This window comes from Desulfovibrio intestinivivus (assembly GCF_053570665.1).
On the sequence record NZ_JBRBQT010000001.1, the window covers coordinates 694,471 to 713,988 of the forward strand.

Annotated in this window: 17 protein-coding genes; 15 read left to right on the top strand and 2 right to left on the bottom strand. The window is 57.6% G+C overall.

All coding sequences use genetic code 11. The features are described 5' to 3' along the window. Positions 1–282: 282 nt before the first annotated feature. The 15 genes from ACUZ9P_RS03030 to rlmN all read left to right on the top strand — a co-directional run bounded on the left by ACUZ9P_RS03030 (position 283) and on the right by rlmN (position 17,858). Positions 283–1,737: a biotin carboxylase N-terminal domain-containing protein gene (locus ACUZ9P_RS03030; protein WP_449248601.1), complete on the top strand. Its 1,455-nt coding sequence runs from the start codon at positions 283–285 to the stop codon at positions 1,735–1,737. Positions 1,738–1,937: 200 nt separating this feature from the next. Next, on the top strand, positions 1,938–4,193 hold the full coding sequence (locus tag ACUZ9P_RS03035) for an acetyl-CoA carboxylase carboxyl transferase subunit alpha/beta (protein ID WP_209818205.1): 2,256 nt from the start codon (positions 1,938–1,940) through the stop codon (positions 4,191–4,193). Between the two features lie 141 nt (positions 4,194–4,334). Then, complete coding sequence (locus ACUZ9P_RS03040) at positions 4,335–4,985, top strand: biotin attachment protein (RefSeq protein ID WP_209818207.1); 651 nt, start codon at positions 4,335–4,337, stop codon at positions 4,983–4,985. Positions 4,986–5,089: 104 nt separating this feature from the next. Next, positions 5,090–5,428, top strand: coding sequence for a hypothetical protein (locus ACUZ9P_RS03045; protein WP_298996012.1), 339 nt, complete (start codon positions 5,090–5,092; stop codon positions 5,426–5,428). A gap of 34 nt (positions 5,429–5,462) precedes the next feature. Further along, the gene (locus ACUZ9P_RS03050; protein WP_449248602.1) at positions 5,463–6,026 is read left to right on the top strand and encodes a single-stranded DNA-binding protein; all 564 of its coding nucleotides are present in this window, start codon (positions 5,463–5,465) and stop codon (positions 6,024–6,026) included. Positions 6,027–6,518: 492 nt separating this feature from the next. Further along, positions 6,519–7,790, top strand: a complete 1,272-nt coding sequence (gene sat / locus ACUZ9P_RS03055) for a sulfate adenylyltransferase (RefSeq protein WP_022659766.1) — start codon at positions 6,519–6,521, stop codon at positions 7,788–7,790. Between the two features lie 397 nt (positions 7,791–8,187). Beyond that, entirely contained in the window at positions 8,188–9,165 is a 978-nt protein-coding gene (locus tag ACUZ9P_RS03060) for a hypothetical protein (RefSeq protein WP_449248603.1), read from the top strand. Between the two features lie 219 nt (positions 9,166–9,384). After that, the gene (locus tag ACUZ9P_RS03065) at positions 9,385–9,918 is read left to right on the top strand and encodes an RsbRD N-terminal domain-containing protein (RefSeq protein ID WP_449248604.1); all 534 of its coding nucleotides are present in this window, start codon (positions 9,385–9,387) and stop codon (positions 9,916–9,918) included. Positions 9,919–10,035: 117 nt separating this feature from the next. Further along, positions 10,036–11,055 carry a sulfate reduction electron transfer complex DsrMKJOP subunit DsrM gene (dsrM, locus tag ACUZ9P_RS03070; protein WP_022659762.1) on the top strand — a complete coding sequence of 340 codons (1,020 nt, stop codon included), beginning with the start codon at positions 10,036–10,038 and terminating at the stop codon, positions 11,053–11,055. Between the two features lie 12 nt (positions 11,056–11,067). Beyond that, the gene (dsrK, locus tag ACUZ9P_RS03075; protein ID WP_449248605.1) at positions 11,068–12,711 is read left to right on the top strand and encodes a sulfate reduction electron transfer complex DsrMKJOP subunit DsrK; all 1,644 of its coding nucleotides are present in this window, start codon (positions 11,068–11,070) and stop codon (positions 12,709–12,711) included. After that, on the top strand, positions 12,712–13,092 hold the full coding sequence (gene dsrJ / locus ACUZ9P_RS03080; RefSeq protein WP_192112731.1) for a sulfate reduction electron transfer complex DsrMKJOP subunit DsrJ: 381 nt from the start codon (positions 12,712–12,714) through the stop codon (positions 13,090–13,092). Further along, a complete protein-coding gene (gene dsrO / locus ACUZ9P_RS03085; protein WP_449248606.1) occupies positions 13,092–13,883 on the top strand; it encodes a sulfate reduction electron transfer complex DsrMKJOP subunit DsrO in 792 nt (263 codons plus the stop codon). The genes dsrJ and dsrO overlap by 1 nt, the downstream gene beginning before the upstream one ends. 12 nt (positions 13,884–13,895) lie before the next feature. Next, the gene (dsrP, locus tag ACUZ9P_RS03090) at positions 13,896–15,065 is read left to right on the top strand and encodes a sulfate reduction electron transfer complex DsrMKJOP subunit DsrP (protein ID WP_324835078.1); all 1,170 of its coding nucleotides are present in this window, start codon (positions 13,896–13,898) and stop codon (positions 15,063–15,065) included. 212 nt (positions 15,066–15,277) lie between these two features. Beyond that, positions 15,278–16,609, top strand: a complete 1,332-nt coding sequence (locus ACUZ9P_RS03095; protein ID WP_449248607.1) for an HD domain-containing protein — start codon at positions 15,278–15,280, stop codon at positions 16,607–16,609. A 184-nt stretch (positions 16,610–16,793) separates the two neighbouring features. Further along, positions 16,794–17,858: a 23S rRNA (adenine(2503)-C(2))-methyltransferase RlmN gene (gene rlmN / locus ACUZ9P_RS03100; protein ID WP_449248608.1), complete on the top strand. Its 1,065-nt coding sequence runs from the start codon at positions 16,794–16,796 to the stop codon at positions 17,856–17,858. 26 nt (positions 17,859–17,884) lie between these two features. Here the strand turns inward: rlmN and ACUZ9P_RS03105 are convergent, their stop codons facing one another. Next, on the bottom strand, positions 17,885–18,391 hold the full coding sequence (locus ACUZ9P_RS03105; protein WP_449248609.1) for a FeS-binding protein: 507 nt from the start codon (positions 18,389–18,391) through the stop codon (positions 17,885–17,887). Then, entirely contained in the window at positions 18,388–19,287 is a 900-nt protein-coding gene (locus ACUZ9P_RS03110) for a 4Fe-4S dicluster domain-containing protein (RefSeq protein ID WP_449248610.1), read from the bottom strand. Before ACUZ9P_RS03110 ends, ACUZ9P_RS03105 begins: the two co-directional genes overlap by 4 nt. Positions 19,288–19,518 lie beyond the last annotated feature (231 nt).

Consider the following 19,518-nt stretch of genomic DNA (forward strand, 5'->3'; position numbering starts at 1 on the left):
TGCTGTCAGGCCGCAATCCGCGCCGCGCGTTCCTTTGCCGCTGCGCGGCTTTTTGTGCCGGACAGCCCCTGCGCGAGTGGATTTTCGCGCCAAAAGCGGGTAAGAGGTGCGGATGCACAGTCTGTATAGCTCGCCAATCGACACCCCACAAGGGGGGAGCGGGCAACGAAACAGAACCGTAACACCCCGCGATGCAAATCCAAACTCCGGCACACGCCCGCTCTGCCTCATGGGCAATCGCGGCCTTGCCGGGCATAAACCAACACAAAAAAGCGCAATTCAATGAGGGAGACAGGCTTGGACAAAGCTCAGGACAGCATTCCCCTGCAAAAGCACAAAATTCTGGTGGCCAACCGTGGCGAGATAGCCATGCGCATCATGCGCGCCTGCCGCAAGCTTGGAGTGGCCTTTACCGCCATTTTCACAGCTGAAGACGCGGCATCGGGCCATGTGCGCCTGGCGCGTGAACAAGGCGGTGAAAAAAGCCTGTACCGCGTGTCGTCTTACCATGACGCCAACGAACTTATGGCCGTGGCCGACGAGGCGGGCTGCACAGCAGTTCACCCCGGCTACGGTTTTTTTGCCGAGGATTTTCGTTTTGCACGCCGCGTGACCAAACGCGACCGGAAACTTATCTTCATCGGTCCCTCGTGGAAAATCATTCGCGAGCTGGGCGACAAAATCAACACCAAACGCCTTGCGCGCAGTTTGGGCGTGCCCACCGTTCCCGGTTCCGACCGCCCCATCTATGACGAGATGGAAGCCGAACGCATCGCCAAGAGCGTGTTCGAGTTTCAGGATCAGCAGGGCATCACGCGCCCGCTGGTGCTGGTCAAGGCTTCCGCTGGCGGCGGCGGCATGGGCATTGAGGAAGTGTACGACCCGGATCAGTTCCGCTCGGTCTACCGCCGCATCCGCAGCTACGCCTTGCGCCAGTTCAAGGATGAAGGCGTACTCATCGAGCAGCGCATCACAGACTTCAACCACCTTGAAGTACAGGTAGTTTCTGACCGCTCAGGGCATAACCCCGTACACTTCGGCACCCGCAACTGCTCCATCCAGTCCACTGGCCGCCAGAAGCGCATTGAGATCGCCCCGGGCTTTGCGCCCGAAGAACTCAAGTACACCTTTGATGCGGGCAAGGTGCTGCGCGATATTGTTGACTACTCCCTCACCATGGCCCGCAAGGTGGGCTACGACAATGTGGGAACATGGGAATGGATTGTGACCCGCAAGGGTGAACCTTTCCTGATGGAAGTGAACACGCGCATTCAGGTGGAAAACGGCGTTTCAGCACGCATTTCAAGGGTGAACGGCAAGGGCGATGTGGACCTCATTGCCGAGCAGATCCGCATTGGCCTTGGCGAGCCTTTGGGCTACGGGCAGAAGGACATCACCTTTGAAGGTCTGGGCATTGAATACCGCCTGATCGCCGAAGATCCGGACAGCAACTTCACCCCCTGGGTGGGCCGCATTGAAAAATTTGCATGGAAAGATCAGCCCTGGCTGACCATGCTCACCCATGTACCGACAACTGAGCCTTACGAAATTCCCACAGAGTTTGACCCCAACCTGGCTCTTGCCATCATCTGGGGCAAAGACCTTGAGGAAGCCAAGGCCCGCGGCCTTGAATTTCTTGGGGATCTGCGGCTGGAAGGCCACAATGCCTCGGGCGAGGAGCTGAAGTCCAACGTCAACTTCCTTGCGGCCAACACAGAGCGCATTTTGCGCTTCTGACGGGGATCAGCCCATGAGCACGGCACCGTCCACACATCTGGCGCAGGTTTCCGCAGACTGCGGAAGCTCCAGCGCTCTGGCCGGGGTAAAAACCTTACGCCCCCAGTATGGACGCATGCTGGCAGACAAGCCATTGGCCGCCCGGAATTCCGGGGATTTCGCCTACCTAAAAAAACCAGTCTAGCTGGCCCCAATATACTATGGACAACAACATCGAAAAACGCATCCAGAGTCTGCGCGACAGACTTACCTATCTGGTGGACATATTCGCTGGCAAGCACAAGGATAACGCCGACCTGCTTGAAGAAAAGCTGACCGCCTTCACTGCGCGCGTCCGCTCCGGCAATGTGGAAGATCCCTATGCCGAACTTGCCACGGTAGAAGACCTTTTCAACTATGTGGAACGCCGCCTTGAGGGCAGCATCACGCCCATGGACAAGGTGCGCATTGTGCGCCACGCCCAGCGTATCTGCCTGCGCGACATACTTGAAAACGTCTACGACAATTTCACCGAAGTGGGCGGCCAGGACGAGCACAGCCTCGACCCCAGCATGCTCATTGCCCGCGCGGTTATTACCCGCCGCCGGGGCAAAAAGGTATACACCCAGTCCGTCATGGTTATCGGGCAGGAAAAGGGGCACGGCGCGGAATTCCGCAACGGCGGCTCAGTCAAGCCCTGGGGCAACGCCAAGGCGCAGCAGTACATGCGCGTAGCCGAGACCGAAGGGATACCTGTCCACACCTACATCTTCACGCCTGGCTCGTATCCCATTGAGGATTACCCCGGCGCGGCGCAGCAGATCGCCCGCAACATCTACAGCATGGCAGGCCTGCGCGTGCCCGTTATCGCCGTTATTTCCGAAGGCGGTTCTGGCGGCGCGGAAGCCATCGGCCTTGCCGACAAGCGCCTGATGCTCTCGCACGGCTACTATTCGGTTATTTCACCCGAAGGCGCCGCCGCCATTGAAGGCCGTATCAAGGCTGGCCAGCGCGCCACGCCCGAGCTGATTGAAAGCTGCGCCAATAACCTCAAGATGACCGCGCAGGACAACCTCAAGTTCGGCTACATCGACCGTGTGGTGCAGGAGCCGCCTCTGGGCGCGCGCCCCTGGCACTTCGACTTTTTCCGCAGTCTGCGGCAGGAAGTACTGCGCGCCACCGATGAGGTAGTGATCTCCACGCGTACCATGCCCGGCCTCAAGGGGCTGGCCCTGGCCCGCGTTCGCAAACCCGATGCCAACCTGGACGAAATGTACACCCGCTGGGGGCTGACCTCCGCCGCCAAGGACAGGCTGCGCGAACGCCGCCAGCAAAAGTTCCTGCGGCTCTCGCGTCAGGCAGCGCGCGACAGGCGTCCCTTCTTTACCAAGATGGCTGTCGCCACCTGGGACTGGCTCACCAAGCCGTGGGTCAGCTTCAAGTACGATTTCTACCGCAAGCACCAGATGCGCATCCGCACCTTTATGGAAGAAATCGACAACGAGTGGGAAGTGTTCAAGAGCCGTCTGCTGGCCCCCTGGCACAAGCTCACCCGCAAGCTCCCCAGCGCCAAGGCCGAAAGCAGCAAGGTCAAGGAACTGACAGCCCTGTCCACGTGGTCGGACGATGGCCGCCGCAGCCGGTGGAACTACATTTCGCCGCGCTACAAGACAGACCGGGCCATCACCTGCCCCAACAGCGCCGCCTATGGCTGCCTTGACCTGTGGGGGCCTGACCTCTTTGCCGAATTCGCGGGCGTGTGCAGCCACTGCGGCTATCACTTTCCCATGGAGCCGGAATGGTATGTGAAGAACGTCTTTGACCTCGGCTCGGTCTTTGAATTCAACAGCGAGATTGAAGCGGGCAACCCCCTTGATTTCCCCAACTTCGGCGACCGCATTCTTGACGCGCAGAAGAAAACCGGGGCCAAGAGCGGCTGCATGACCTTTGAAGCCCGCATTGACAATACCAAGATGGTCGTGGCCATGCTCATGGGCACCTTCCGGGGCGGCTCCGTGGGCGCGGCGGAAGGCTACAAGTTTGTGGAAGCCGCCCAGCGCGCCGCCAAGAAGCGCTATCCCTTCCTGGCCTATGTGCACGGCACGGCTGGCATCCGCATTCAGGAAGGTACGCACGGCGTTATCCAGATGCCCCGCTGCACCGTGGCTGTGCGCCGCTACATTGAATCCGGCGGCCTGTATATGGTGCTGTACGACACCAATTCCTTTGCCGGCCCTGTGGCCAGCTTCCTCGGCTGCTCGCCCTACCAGTTCGCGGTGCGCTCGTCCAACATCGGCTTTGCCGGGCCGGGCGTTATCAAGGAAACCACGGGCATGGACATCCCGCCCAAGTACCACCGCTCGTACCGCGCCCTTTCGCGCGGGCACATTCAGGGTATCTGGGACAGAAGGGAAGTGCGCGCCAACCTCAAGCAGGCCCTGCTGACCATTGGCGGCAGAAACCTGTATTACAGATAGCGCCCCACTGCGTAGAAAAACGACAAGTATTCCGAGTGACGCGGCGGCCGGGAACAGTCCGGTCGCCATTAGCCGGAGGTTTGGGGGCAGCAGCCCCACCAGCCGGAGCGTCGCCAATATATAACGTTAACGGACCCAAGCATGATAAACATATCTGCACTGCTGGACGAAATAAAGGCTTCGCCCTACCGCGAAATAGTCATCAGCACGCCCCATACGGGCAAGGTGACCTTTGCGGGCATAAAACAGGGCGACAAGGTGGTTGGCCCGCAGGGCCAGTGGAAAGAAAAGCCCGGGACGCTCATTGCCACGCTTGAGCGCGAACGCAACCCCAAATCCATCTGCGCCAATGAAAAGGGCGAGATCAGCCTTCTGCACACCGAGCTTGAAGGTACCTTTGTTGAGGCAGGCACTCCCCTTGCCGTGGTGCGGCACATGCTCACCCGCGCAGAGGTGGAACGCATCCTGCTCAAAAAAGCCCTGCATCTTTTTGTTGCGCCCGAGCGGGCCAAGTACTACTTCACACCTGAGGTGGACAAAAAAATCCGCGCGGCAGATTCACAGTCGGTAGCCGTGCGCGAAGGCATGGAACTGCTCATCATGTCGCGCATGAAGCGCGAGGTGCCGCTGGTCTATACCGGGCCTGCGGGCGTTATCTATGCCGTCTACTTCACCTATAACGAAAATATCGACGCCGGAGCGCCCCTCATCGGCGTATGCCCGCAGGATCAGCTTCCCGCCATTCAGGAAGTTATCATGCGTGTACAAACCGAATGGACTGAAAAAGACTAGGCTCTCCTGCCAGCCCTGATCGCGTTCCGGAACAAGCTGCCATCAGCAGCGAACCGGGGCGCGGCAAACACGCACAAAGGCGGCCTGCCGCCAAGGGAGCACCTATGGGCAATGCACTGCAAATCCGCGTTAGCGCCGTTACATGGAACGAAGACCTGCTGGAAAAACTCTGGCCCAAACTTACGGAGCTGGCTTTCAGCGTTCCCATCAAGCATGAAAAGCACGGAGTGCTTGAAATGGTGAAGGCGCTGGATGAAGGACTGCAATTTTTGCCCTGGTCGCCAGCGCGCCGCAAGGCCCTTGGCCCCGGCATTCTTGAAGCCGCAAGGCTCAAGGCCGAGCTGGAAGCAGCCCTTGCCGAATGGCAGCCGCGCGAAGCCAACAAGCTGAGCGACGCCCTTGAAGACGTGCTGGATCAGCTCGAAAAGGCGTTTGTTGCCTGAGTCTGAAACTCGAATACCACCTTGGAGCATCACAATGCTGAATAAAGTAATGATTATTGGCCGGTTGGGCCGCGACCCCGAGCTGCGGTACACACAGAGCGGTTCGCCCGTTGCCACCCTGAATGTCGCCACCGACGAATCCTACACCGACCGTGACGGCAACAAGGTGGATCGCACAGAATGGCACCGTGTTTCTGTTTTTCAGCGCCAGGCGGAAAACTGCGCCAACTTTCTTGCCAAGGGCAGCCTGATCTACGTGGAAGGCAGCCTGCAAACCCGTAAATGGCAGGATCAGCAGGGACAGGATCGCTATACCACAGAAATCAAGGCCCAGCGTGTGCAGTTTCTCGACCGCAAGGGCGGCGACGCCCCCCGTGAAGGCGGCGGTGGCCGCGGCTTTGAAGATGACTATGGCGCGCCCGTTGCCTCAGCTGCTCCGCGTGGCAATGCACCGCGCGGCGGCCAGGGCGCCCCGAGCGCACGCAGCCAGAACGGCAATGCCCCCCAGGGTGGCAGCCGCAAGCCCCAGCCCATGGACGAAGATCTCGGCCCGGCCTTCCCCTCTGAAGCCTCCAACATGGACGATGTTCCGTTCTAGGGGCTGATTTCCTCACATTGATGACCGCAAGGCGTGGATACTGCATCCACGCCTTTTTTTGTTGATTCAGGTTTGGCACGGGCCTCGGCATTGGGGTTGAGAAAAATTTCCCCCAGTCAACAATTTTCTATCCAGCCAGACAGTTTTTCGCCGTAGTTCGCTGCCCGCAAGCAATAGCGCCAGTCCTCGCAACATAGCCTAGCAAAAGACTTTGCGAAAAAAAGCGCACTTTCACATGTATTTTTGGGTTCAGGCACATTTTTATTCTGAATCCCCCTTCTCTTTTTGCGCGATTCAGCGTATATGTTTTTGTGAATTTTCCGTATTACCCGCAGTGGCTGTGGTTTTTTTGGCGAGTAGTCAGGAAAAGTTTTAAGAGGTAGTTGACTTTTTGTTAGATTATTCACAAGATGCGAATTGAACGCTGCCCTTCCGCATGGCGACGCGGCCACGGAAGGATGCCCACATAACTAAAACACGGAGGATTTCGCAATGTCCAAGCTGGTAGCTCCTCATGGCGGTAAGGGTCTGGTCTGTTGCCTTCTGGAAGGTAAGGCCCTGGATGACGAGAAGAAAAAAGCCGCAGGCCTGAAGCAGATCGAGATTACTTCCCGCGCCAAGGGCGACCTGATCATGATGGGCATTGGCGGCTTCTCGCCTCTGAACGGCTTCATGAACAAGGCTAACTGGAAGAGCGTCTGCGAAAAGATGACTCTTACTGACGGCACCTTCTGGCCCGTGCCTGTCACCCTTGATGTTCCCGCTGCTGATGCCAAGACCCTCAAGGTCGGCGAAGAAGTGGCCCTGGTTCGCAAAGGCGAAATCATGGCTACCATGAAGGTCGAAGAAGTCTACGAAATGACCGAAGCCGACAAGAAGCTGGAATGCGAACTGGTGTTCAAGGGTTGCGGCCCTGACTCCGAAAAGTTCTGGGAAGTGGCCCCCAACGACCACCCCGGCGTGAAGATGGTTCTCGCGCAGAACGAATTCAACGTTGCCGGTACCGTTAAGGTTCTTTCGCAGGGCGAATTCCCCGAAAAGTTCCCCGGCGTGTACATGACCCCTGCTCAGCTGCGCGCCAAGATGGACGAACGCGGCTGGCAGAAGGTTGCCGCTCTTCAGCTGCGCAACCCCATGCACCGCTCGCATGAATACCTGGCCAAAATCGGCGTGGAAGTGTGCGACGGCGTGGTTATCCACTCCCTCGTGGGCTCCCTGAAGCCCGGCGACATCCCCGCCGAAGTGCGCGTGAAGTGCATCGACACCCTGGTTGACAAGTACTTCGTGAAAGACTTTGTCATTCAGGCTGGCTACCCCCTGGACATGCGTTATGCCGGTCCCCGCGAAGCCCTGCTGCACGCCACCTTCCGCCAGAACTACGGCATCAACAACCTGCTGGTTGGCCGCGACCACGCTGGCGTGGGCGACTTCTACGGCATGTTTGAAGCCCAGGAAATCTTCCGCAAGATTCCTGTGCCCGCCGAAGACGGCAAGCGCCTGCTCTGCGAACCGCTGAACATTGACTGGACCTTCTACTGCAAAAAGTGCGACGGCATGGCCAGCATGCGCACCTGCCCCCACACCAAGGAAGATCGCGTCATCCTGTCCGGTACCAAGCTGCGCAAGATGCTCTCCGAAGGCGCGGAAGTGCCGGATCACTTTGGCCGCGCTGAAGTGCTCGTCATCCTGCGCGAATACTATGCCAGCCTGACCGAAAAAGTTGAAATCAAGATGCAGCGTGCGGCCTCCGGCTCCACCATGTAAGCTTGACCGCAGCAACACAACACGAGAGGACGCCCGAAAGGGCGTCCTTTTGTTTGCACCGCGCCAGCCCGCGATGCGTTCAATAATTCTGGCCGCAACAGGCTGCCTTTAGCCGACATATTGCCTGCCTCGCCATGCGCATGCTGAAATAAGAGCATGCGGCACGCTTTTGCCACATCCTTGCAATATACTTTCGCACCGCCCCACATTACGGCAATGGGCAGCAAGCCACAGATGGGACCGCGCTTTACGAAAAAGCAAAAACAGCCTATAGCTGAAACGAGTTGCATGAAATCGCGGCTACAGCCCCATGTTTCGGCGGGCCTAATGATGGTCAGTACCGGGCTGTCGCGCTATTGCTGCACAAGCCAAAAAGCTATTACATCCACAGGTACCTATGAACCGAACCCATCAATTATTTCCCGGCATTCTGAGCATGGCCGTTCTGGCTGCGGCCTTCTGCATCTGGAGCGCCTTTGGCAACGAAGTGAACCTGTGTGTAACTTCGGGTTGCGCACTGTTTCAGGATACGTCAGTTGCGGGCATATCGCTTTGGTGGGCTGGCGGGGTCATGTTCACGCTGCTTGCCGCAGCCGCCTTGATGGGTGCTGCCCAATTGGGCCTGATTCTGGCGGGTCTGGCCCTTCTGGGTGATATCTGCCTCTTGCTGCTCATGGCGGTCACGGCCCCTTGCGTGAGCTGCCTTATTGTGGCCTGCTTTTTTGCCATGATCTACGCTGGCTTTCGGCAGGCGGCGCAGCGCAGCCGCTCCGGCCTCCCCACTGACAAACCGGGACGCTCCTTTCTGCTGGTTCTCTGGGTTCTGCTATTTATCGTCAACGCCGGTACCGCCCTGCGTACCCAGGCGGACGTGTGGGCCATCACGGACAACAGCAACGAAGCCAGCGTACGCATGTTTTTTTCTCCTTCCTGCCCCAGTTGTCAGGAAGGCATCGCCCTGCTCTCCGGCCATGTGGATGTGGCCTTCTACCCTCTGGCAGAAAATGAAGCCGACATTCATACCGTTGCGCGCATGCTGCGCCTCATGGATAACGGCGCAAGCCTTTCTGAAGCCCTGACCAAGGCAAAAGACATTACCGCGCCAACGGTCATGGCCGCCACCGCGCCTGATATGCTGTTGCTGCGCCTGCGCATGTTGCGCAACAAGGCCCATGTGTTCATGGCCGGTTCGCAGACGGTTCCCTTTTTTGAATACCACGGCTTGCCCGCCATGCTGAAAAAGAATACCAAGCAGCAGGCAGGCCAGGCTTCTTTACCGCAAGCTCCTACTCCCCCTCCGGCAGCAAGCAGTGCAGATTTGCCGCTTGACCCGCAAGTGGCTGGTCAGTGTTCTGGCACAACGCCCTGCCCCTAGGCAAAGTCGACTCCAGTTCTTTTTGCCTCCGGCGCAGGAGCTGCCCGGGTCGATTTAGCCTGTCCAGGCGCAGCCTTAAACTGCCATGGTTTATCGCCTCCACCGGGGCCTTGTGCAAAAAATGACAAACCTTGCGTTTTAAAAGCGCAAAGGGGCTTGACGCCCTTTGCGCTTACTATTTATATGAGAGAGCCTTATACAAAAGGGCACGGGGACAGAATGAAAGCAATCGACGTGTTTCGTAAACACAAAAGCGAGATGGTGCGTCTATGGACAGACTCCGTATTCGACACTTATCCATTTGAAACGACAGGTTTTCTTCGCACAAAAGACGACCCCTTCGGCAACCCGGTAGCAAACATGACCAAGGAAGCCGCAGGGGCCGTGTACGATGCAGTTACCGGCGAATCCGTAGAAGTGGCACAGACCCGCAAGGCTATGGACCGCTTTATCAAGCTGCGAGCAGTGCAAAAATTCTCCCCCAGCCAAGGCCTGGCTGTGTTCAGCCTCATGAAGCCTCTTCTGCGGCAACACGTCATGCCTGAACTCATGGCCCAGGACGACCTGGCGGCCTACCTTGAAACCGAATCGCGCATCGACAGCCTGATGCTCCTGGCATTTGATATGTATATGGAAGACCGGGAAGTTCTGGCTGAGTCGCGCATTACGGAAATACGCAACCAGCACGCCCAACTGGCGCGCTGGGCGCAACAACTGGAAAGCGGAACCGTTCCTTCTGGGGACGACCGCTGACATTCCGCGTTCATTAGGCCATAGGGCCTGACCGTGGGCTTTGCAGCATGCGGGCCAGAGATCTCTCAAATCCCGTGGTGGGCTTTTGAGGCAACTTTAGTGGAAGTGAGGTAGGGAATGTTCAATTCATTACTGCTGGTGCTGCTCATAGGAGCCATCGCCTGGGCGGGAGCGGCCATAGGGCTTGCTGGCCTGTTCGGCGTGGCGCTGCCTTATGTGGCAGTAGTCGTGTTCATCGCCGGTGTCGTCTGGCGCATGGTGTACTGGGCCAAATCGCCCGTGCCCTTCTGCATCCCCACCACTGGTGGGCAGGAGCAGTCGCTTGACTTCATCAAGCAGGCAAAAATCGACTGTCCCAGCACAACTTGGGGTGTTGTGCAGCGCATGTTTCTGGAAGTGTTCTGCTTCCGTTCGCTGTTCCGCAATACGGTTGCGGAAGTAAGGGAATTTGATCCCGTCAGCAACGGGCCGCGCACCATCTATTATTCCTCCAAGTGGCTGTGGGTATTTGCCCTGCTGTTCCACTACTGCTTTCTGCTGGTTTTTATCCGTCACTTCCGTTTCTTTATGGAACCCGTGCCTTCCTGTATTCGCTTTCTGGAAAGCATTGACGGCATCATGCAGTTTGGCTCGCCCCGCTTCTTCTGGACGGGCGGCCTGCTGCTGGTAGCGCTGCTGTTCCTTCTGGGACGCCGCCTGTTCAACGAACGCCTGCGCTACCTTTCGCTTGCCAACGACTACTTCCCCCTGTGGCTGATCATCAGCATCGTGGGTACCGGCATCTGCCTGCGCTATTTCGACAAGACCGAAATCGCCCAGGTCAAAATTTTCGTCATGGGCCTGACCCACTTTGCGCCTGTGGCGACCACGGGCATCAACGCCCTGTTCTTCACGCACCTTACTCTGGTCTGCGTACTGCTGATTTACTTCCCCTTCTCCAAGCTCATGCACATGCCGGGCGTGTTTTTCAGCCCCACGCGCAACATGGCCAACAATTCCCGCCGTGTGCGCCACATCAACCCCTGGAATCCGCCCAAGCAGTACTTCACCTACGCCGAGTACGAGGATACCTACCGCGACGCCATGGCCGATGCCGGGCTGCCGCTGGATAAGCAACCCGAAAAGGCCGCCGAGTAAGGAGTTTCCACGATGGCAAAATTACCTACGCCGCAAATGCTTGTGTCCAGCCGCCCGGCCTTTCCCGCCCAGGACTGGCTTGACACAAAGCCTGAATTTACACCGGGCAGCTTCTGCTATCCGGCCAAGAAAGAGACCATGGAACTTCTGCACATGCCCAATCCCCACGAATGGGATCCGGCGGCAGAAGACTGGAACCTGCCCGAAAACTGGGAACAGATTCTCTGCGACGCTTTTGAAGAACGCCTTGAAAAGCACCGTTCGCTCAAGCTGTTCATGGATATCTGTGTGCGTTGCGGCGCCTGCGCCGACAAATGCCACTTTTTCCTGGGCACCAATGATCCCAAAAACATGCCCGTGCTGCGCGCCGAGCTGCTCCGTTCGCTCTACCGCCGCGACCACACCATGCTGGGCAAGATCCTCGGCAAGAAAGTGGGCGCTCGCGGCTGGGACAAGGAAGTAGTGAAGGAACTCTTCTACTACGCCTACCAGTGCACCGAATGCCGCCGCTGCTCGCTCTTCTGCCCCTACGGCATCGACACGGCGGAAATCACCGCCATCGTGCGCGAACTGCTGCACGAAGTGGGCCTTGGCATCCACTGGATCATGGACCCGGTCAAGAACTGCAGCTTCACCGGCAACCACCTTGGCATCAAGCCCCACTCCTTTGTGGAAATCGTGGAAATGCTGGCCGATGACTGCGAAACCATCACCGGCATCCGTCCCAAGACGCCCTTCAACGAAAAGGGCCACGAAATCCTGTTCATCACGCCCTCTGGCGACGTATTTGCCGACCCCGGCATCTACACCTTCATGGGCTATCTGATGCTCTTCCACGAGCTGGATCTGGACTACACCTTCTCGACCTACGCTTCGGAAGGCGGCAACTTCGGCTCCTTTACCACGTTCAACATGGCAAAGAAGCTCAACGCCAAAATGTACGCCGAAGCCGAACGTCTGGGTTCCAAGTGGATCCTGGGCGGCGAATGCGGCCACATGTGGCGCGTGATCAACCAGTACATGGACACCTACAACGGCCCGTCGCCCTCGCACATGACGACGCCTGTTTCGCCCTATACCGGCACGGTGTTCCAGAACGCGGCTTCCACCAAGATGGTGCACATTGCCGAGTTCACGGCTGACCTGATCCACCACAACAAGCTGAACCTCGACCCCAGCCGTAACGACCATATCATCACCACCTTCCATGACTCGTGCAACCCTGCGCGCGGCATGGGCCTGCTTGATGAACCCCGCTACGTGCTCAACGCCGTGTGTAACAACTTTGTGGAAATGCCCGAGAACACCATCCGCGAGCAGACCTTCTGCTGCGGCGCGGGTTCCGGCCTCAACACAGAAGAAATTATGGAACTGCGCATGCGCTCCGGCATGCCGCGCGGCAATGCCCTGCGCTATGTGCAGGAAAAGCACGGCGTCAACCACATGGCCTGCGTGTGCGCCATCGACCGCGCCACCCTGCCCCCGCTTGCCAATTACTGGGCGCCCGGCGTCAATGTAAGCGGCCTGCACGAACTGGTGGGCAATGCCCTTGTGATGAAGGGCGAGTGCAAGCGCACCATGGATCTGCGCCAGGAAGACCTGCCCAACGTGGTAGAGGATGATGACGCGCCCGAGGCGCAGGGGGAGGGTCAATAGATGTATAACTCCAAAGCAGTAATTCTTGGGATCATTATCTTTGTGGTCCTGTTCACCTCCCCGTTCTGGGCAAGCATGCTGGGCAAGAGCTATACCAGCACCGGCATTGCGCTGCCCAAGAATGAAAAAGAGTGTGTGGAAAATGTGGATTTCATGCGCGACAAGCACATGCAGCTGCTCAACGAGTGGCGCGATGAAGCACTGCGCAACGAAAACCGCACCTATGTGGCATCCAACGGTAAAAAGTGGACCATCAGCCTGCAGAACACCTGCATGAAGTGCCACACTGACTACAAGGGTTTCTGCGAAAAGTGCCACGTGGCCAACAGCGTTGATCCCTATTGCTGGACCTGCCACATCATTCCCCAGGGGAGCAAGTAATGAACAAGAGCAGAAGAAGCTTTCTGAAAGTGGCGGGGCTTTCTGCCTGTGCCCTGAGCAGCGGGTTGGCTGGCCTTGGCGCCTTGTCCGGCGTTGCTCAGGCCAAGATTGCCCCCGGTCACTATGAAAAAGGTGCCAACGCCCTGCACGCCAAGCGCTGGGCCATGGTTATCGATACGCGCCAGTTCAACGGCCCCAATGACTACGAACCGCTTATCGAAGCCTGCCATAAATTCCACAACGTCCCGCACGTTCCCGGCGATCAGAACATCAAATGGTTCTGGCTTGATTCGTTCGAGCACACCTTCCCTGATGAGATGAACGCCTTTTTGGACAAGCGCCGGGCCGAAGCAAGCTATCCGCTGCTGTGCAACCACTGCACCAATCCGCCCTGTGTGCGCGTTTGCCCCACGCAGGCCACCTACCGGATGGAAGACGGCATTGTGGCCATGGACTACCACCGTTGCATCGGCTGCCGTTTCTGCATGGCTGGCTGCCCCTACGGCGCGCGTTCCTTCAACTTCAAGGATCCGCGCAAGTTCCTGGCAGATCCCGTACCCAATCCGGCCTTCCCCACGCGCATGATCGGCGTGGTGGAAAAATGCACCTTCTGCGCCGAGCGTCTGGCCGTTGGTCAGTTGCCCGCCTGCGTTGAAGCTTCTGGCGGCAAGATTCTCTTCGGCGACCTGGAAGACCCCAATTCAACGGTGCGGCAGGCTTTGTCCGCCAACTACAGTATCCGCCGCAAGCCCAACCTGGGCACGCAGCCCGGCGTTTACTACCTCATATAGGGAGGACAGGCCATGGTTGAAAAATTGCTCGAAGGTCCCAAGACCTACTACTTGTGGCTGCTCTTCCTGCTCTGCTTGATTGCAGGCTGCGGCATTGTGTATCTGGATCAGCTCCAGAACGGTCTGTCTGTGACCGGCATGAGCCGCGACGTTTCGTGGGGGCTGTATATTTCGCAGTTCACCTACTTCGTCGGCGTTGCCGCCTCAGCCGTTATGCTGGTGTTGCCCACGTACTTCCACCACTATAAAAAATTCAAGCGCATGATCATTTTTGGCGAATTCATGGCCGTTGGGGCCGTGGTCATGTGCGCCCTGTTCATCGTGGTTGACCTTGGTCAGCCTCAGCGCATGCTCAACGTCATGCTGCACCCCACGCCCAATTCCGTCATGTTTTACGACATGCTGGTGCTCATTGGCTACCTTGGCCTGAACATCGTCATCGGTTGGGTGACCCTTGAAGCCGAACGACACGAAATCGATCCCCCGAAATGGATCAAGCCCCTCATCTATCTTTCGATTCTGTGGGCCTTCTCCATCCACACGGTGACCGCCTTCCTGTACGCGGGTGTTCCCGGTCGCCACTACTGGCTCACCGCCATCATGGCTGGCCGCTTCCTGGCTTCCGCCTTCTGCTCCGGTCCTGCCATCCTGATGCTGCTCATGCTGTTGCTGCGCCGCCTCACCGGCTTTGACGTGGGCAAGGAAGCCGTGAAGACCCTTACCACCATCATCGTGTATGCCATGTGCGTGAACGTTTTCTTCTTTGTGCTGGAACTGTTCACGGCCTTCTACAGCAATATTCCCGGCCACATGGAACCCATCCACGTGCTGTTCTTCGGTCACGGCGGGCATCTGCTGTGGGTGAGCTACTGGATGTGGGCTGCGGTTATCATGGCCTTTGGTTGCCTTGCCATTCTTATTCCGCCCAAACTCCGCACGCACCCCACGCTCATGCCCATCGCTCTGGCCATGCTCGTGGCTGCTTCGTGGATCGACAAGGGTCTTGGCCTTCTGATTGGCGGTTTTACCCCCAACATGTTTGAAGCCATCACACCCTATATGCCCACCGGTAAGGAAATTGCCGTGGCCCTTGGTGTTTACGCCGTGGGCGCGCTGGTAGTCTCCCTGCTTTGGCGGATTGCGCTTGGCGTGAAAAAAGAAGTGAACCACTTCTCTGACTAACCGCCTGGTACGTGTACTCAAACGCCCCCGCGTCGCTGACGCGGGGGCGTTTTGTCTTGCTGGCTGGTTTATCACCGTAAAGCCGCAAGTAGCACAAACAATAATCCAGCGTAACCGTAGCGGCATTTCTTCAACCGCAAGCTTGACTCGCACCCATGCTCGCGGGCATAGTATCAGCCATTCCCCGTTATTTTATTCGCAAGGAGCCATGGATGCATCAAGCGCTCAAAGACGCCATAACCATAAGCAAAACTCTGTTGCGCAACGGCTATGACGCTCATGTTATCAACGCCCCCTTGCAGGAGCACCTGCTGGAAAACGCCACGCAGCCCACTGTGGATATTGCCTGCGAGCCGGATCTCGATACGCTTATCAAGCTTTTTCCCAAGGCAGTGCCGCAGCACGACAAGCGCGCTCTGGCAACACTTGAAGAAAACGGCTTTGTCTTCTGTTTTTATCCTCTGGAAGTAGCTGCTGCCGGACACCCGGAGCTTTCCCTGCTGCGCATCACGCCTACCATGATGGACAGGATGCCCCATGAGGAACAGCTCAAGCTGCGCATCACGGGCTTTGGCAGCCCCGGAACCACGCAGGATGCCTACGACGGCTTTGAAGACGTCAAGGGCGGCGCTATCCAGCTTGCGGGCCTTCCGGATGAAACCCTGCGCCACAATTACCTGCTGGCGGTACGCGCTCTGCGTTTTGCAGCCAATTTTGACCTGCCCATCGAGCCAAACACATGGCTTGCCATTGTGCGCGCCTCAAGCCGCGTGTTGGATTACGTCCCGGCTACAGACATTATGGACGAATGGCGCAAGGTTGCCGCTGAATCCATGTACCGTTTTGTGCGCCTGCTCTTTGATTCGCATATCCTTCAGGGGCTTATTCCTGAAGTGGCCTCCCTTTCCTGCCTCACCCAGATGCGCAACAAGGAAGGCGACACGGAAAACGTGTTTGAACACACGCTTGAGTGCATGAAGCACTACCCCGAAGAAGATTTCCACTACGACTGGCTTGGCACAATGGCCATGCTGTTCCATGATGTGGGCAAGCTCTACACCGGCGAATACTTCGACGGCATCTGGACGTACTACCAGCACCACCGCGTGGGTGCCAAGGTTACGCGCAAGATACTGCGTCGCCTGCACTTTGCACAGGAAGACATCGACCTGCTGTGCCATCTGGTGCGCCACCACATGCGCTTCCACTTCATGATGACCGACAGGGGCATTCGCCGCTTCAAGGCACTGGACGACTACCCCCGGCTTATCGCCATGGCCAGGGCCGACCTCAAGGCCCGCGACGGCATTCTCACCTCGTTCAACCACAATATGAAGTATCTGGATCGCGCGGAAACGCCGGAACAGATGCTGGAACCGCTGTTGAACGGCAATGAGATCATGAGCGAAACCAAGCTGTCGCCCGGCCCGCTGGTGGGCATTATTCGTGACGCGCTGTTGCAGGCCCAGATTGCAGGCGAAGTTACGGATGTTGAATCCGCAGTGACCTTTGTGCGTGATTACGCGCGCAAGTCAGTGGGATAACCGCCCAACAGCCTATGCTGACACTATGGGCGTTCCTTTGGGAACGCCCTTTTTGCTTGTTCACGGCGCATAAACGCGGTTTTACCGGCATGAAAATTTCTTGCCCATCAGCGCCAAACATCGTAGTTCAACAGCCAGTAAGCAGCACATCTGCACAAAACCTTATCTAATCCCGGCAGAACATATGACCAATCTTCTCAACCTGACCCTTCCCGAGCTGGAAACCTGGCTTCAGACCGAACTGGGCGAACGCAAGTTCCGCGCCATGCAAATTTGGCAATGGTTGTGGCAGCGCATGGTTTGCGACTTTGAATCCATGACCAATATTTCAAAAGACTGCCGTGAAAAGCTGACCGCCAAGGCTGTCATTGTCTGGCCGGAGGTGGTCACGGTCGAGAAAAGCCAGGACGACACCACAAAGTTTCTGTTGCGGCTCGAAGACGGAGCCTTGGTTGAAACGGTGCTCATTCCATCGGATTCGCGTGAAGGCGTACGCCGCTGGACGCAGTGCGTGTCGTCGCAGGTGGGCTGCGCCATGGCCTGTACATTCTGCTCCACGGGGCAAATGGGCTTTGAACGCAATATGACCATGGCCGAAATTCTGGGGCAGATACTTGTGGCGCGTGCGCACCTGGGTGATGACAGGCCGGAATGGCCCATGCTGCGCAATATTGTGTTCATGGGTATGGGCGAGCCATTGCTCAACATGCGCGAGCTCATGCGCTCCCTTGAAGGCCTGAATAACGCCAAGGGGCTGAATTTCTCCCCCCGGCGCATCACAGTCTCCACCTGCGGCATTGAAAAGGGGCTGCGCGAACTGGGAGACAGCGGCTTGGCCTATCTGGCGGTTTCGCTGCATGCGCCCACGCAGGAACTGCGGGCCAAAATCATGCCCAAGGCCGCACGGTGGCCCCTTGACGAGATGTTTGAAGCGCTCAAGTCATATCCGCTTAAAACGCGGGAGCACATTACATTTGAGTATTTGCTGCTGGGTGGGGTCAACGATGGCCTGGAGCAGGCCAGGGATCTGGCGAGGCTGGTGGGCGATGTACGCGGCAAGCTGAACCTTATTGTCTACAATCCAGCGGAAGGCGCTCCCTACGCCGCGCCTACGGAAGAAAGCGTATTGGCCTTTGAACAGTACCTCTGGAAGCGCAAGATCACGGCCATACTGCGTAAGAGCAAGGGGCAGGACATCAAGGCAGCATGCGGGCAGCTTAAGGCAGATCGGCAGGAAAAACAGGACTAGCTGGGCAAAGCCGAGAGGGAAATGCTCTAGCGGCGGGCAGGCCTCCGCCTTGAAGTGCCGCAGCACGAGTCAGCACTATCGCGGGGCCTCAGCCAACCGTAGCCGCCAGTCCAACGACGACAGAGCCTGTAAATCAGCAGGGGCAGCAGGGCCAGGGCGCACACGAGATGCACCATTTTGACGGCTGCATACACGCCATCATATAAAGAAAAATCTGGCATATTGTGGACGATAAGCGCCAATCCGCTGGTGGCCAGCCCCATCAGCAAAATGACGCGCAGTAAACCACAGCGCGTCAGGCAGAAGGTACCGCGCCCCTGAAGACGCCAGACGGTAAAGGCGTAAGTTCCCAGAAACAACAATGCCGCAGATGAATAATAATGCGCAACTGAAGGCGCCCAGCTTGTACTTTGAATCAGCCCATAACGCCCAGCCTGCGGCAGATGCGCAAGGCCGCTCCATACTGCCGCGAGCATGCTGGCCAGCCACAGCACACTGAAGAATGAGGAAAAGAGCGAAGGCTGGTTCTTCATGGTTTGCGCCTCATCTTCCTTTCACGCCACAATCGAAGACCAGCCAGGGCCGCCCCTGCCACAGGGGCCAGCAGAACAGCGCGCAGCAGGCTGTTTTCCTTATCCATACTGGCACCTGCCGGACGCAAGCTCGGCATGCCAAAGCCTACCTTTCCCTGACGCAGCATATTTGCCTCAATATCGCGAAAAAGCACCGAAGAAACATAGATGGTGTTTGTGCCGCCATTTTCTTTGAGTCCAAAAATATCTCCGCCCCGCTGCTCCGCCATTTCCTTGGCTAGCTTTGCCATTTCCTCACGAGGTCCTATGCGCATGGCCCCCTGCGGACAGGCCGTCACGCATGCAGGGCTTTCGCCAGCCTTGAGCAGAGAACTGCAATAATCACATTTGAACATCTGCCCGTTGCCAACATATCTGGGCGCAAGATTCAGGTAAGGGCCCACCCCCGCCTGACGCTGCGGGATACCCCACGGGCAGGCCCGGTCACAGGGGCCATCCCCCAGACAGGTGCTGCGATGGGAGTAAACTGCTCCTTCGTTGCTCTGGCGCAAGGAGCCAGTGCTGCAAAGAGTGACGCATTGAGGGTTCAGACAATGCAAACAGCGCCGGGGCAGATATATCCGCCGCTCCACACCGTTAACCGTGATGGCGCATGACTGAATAAAAAGCCAGTTGTAGGGAGTGAGCCGAGAGACTTCATCTCGGCGGGACGACCAGTCGTTGCCGCGCACCCATGATGGGTAGGGACGGGGAATCGGCTGAGCAGGAAGGGGGATTTCTGCCAGATTTCTGTCGCGGCAGGCTGACACACAAGCTCCGCACCCATTGCAGAGATCCACATCAATGATGGTGGCACGGTCATCACCGCCGCCCCAGTTCTGCAAACTTGAGGCCATAGAAGGTGTTGCACCCGCCAGCGATAAGCCCGCAGTGCCTGCCATGACCTTAATGACTGACCTTCGCTGTAGAAGCAGCTTGTTGCCCATAAGAATGCCTTGCCTGTTACTGTCTTGCAGTAATCCTATAGGCCTGCCTTTACCGTGGCGTCAACGTCTCAGACAATTTGCCCGGGCACAGTCTGGTCATCCGGGTAATGGTCGCCACACCATGCCAAACGCGATGACAGA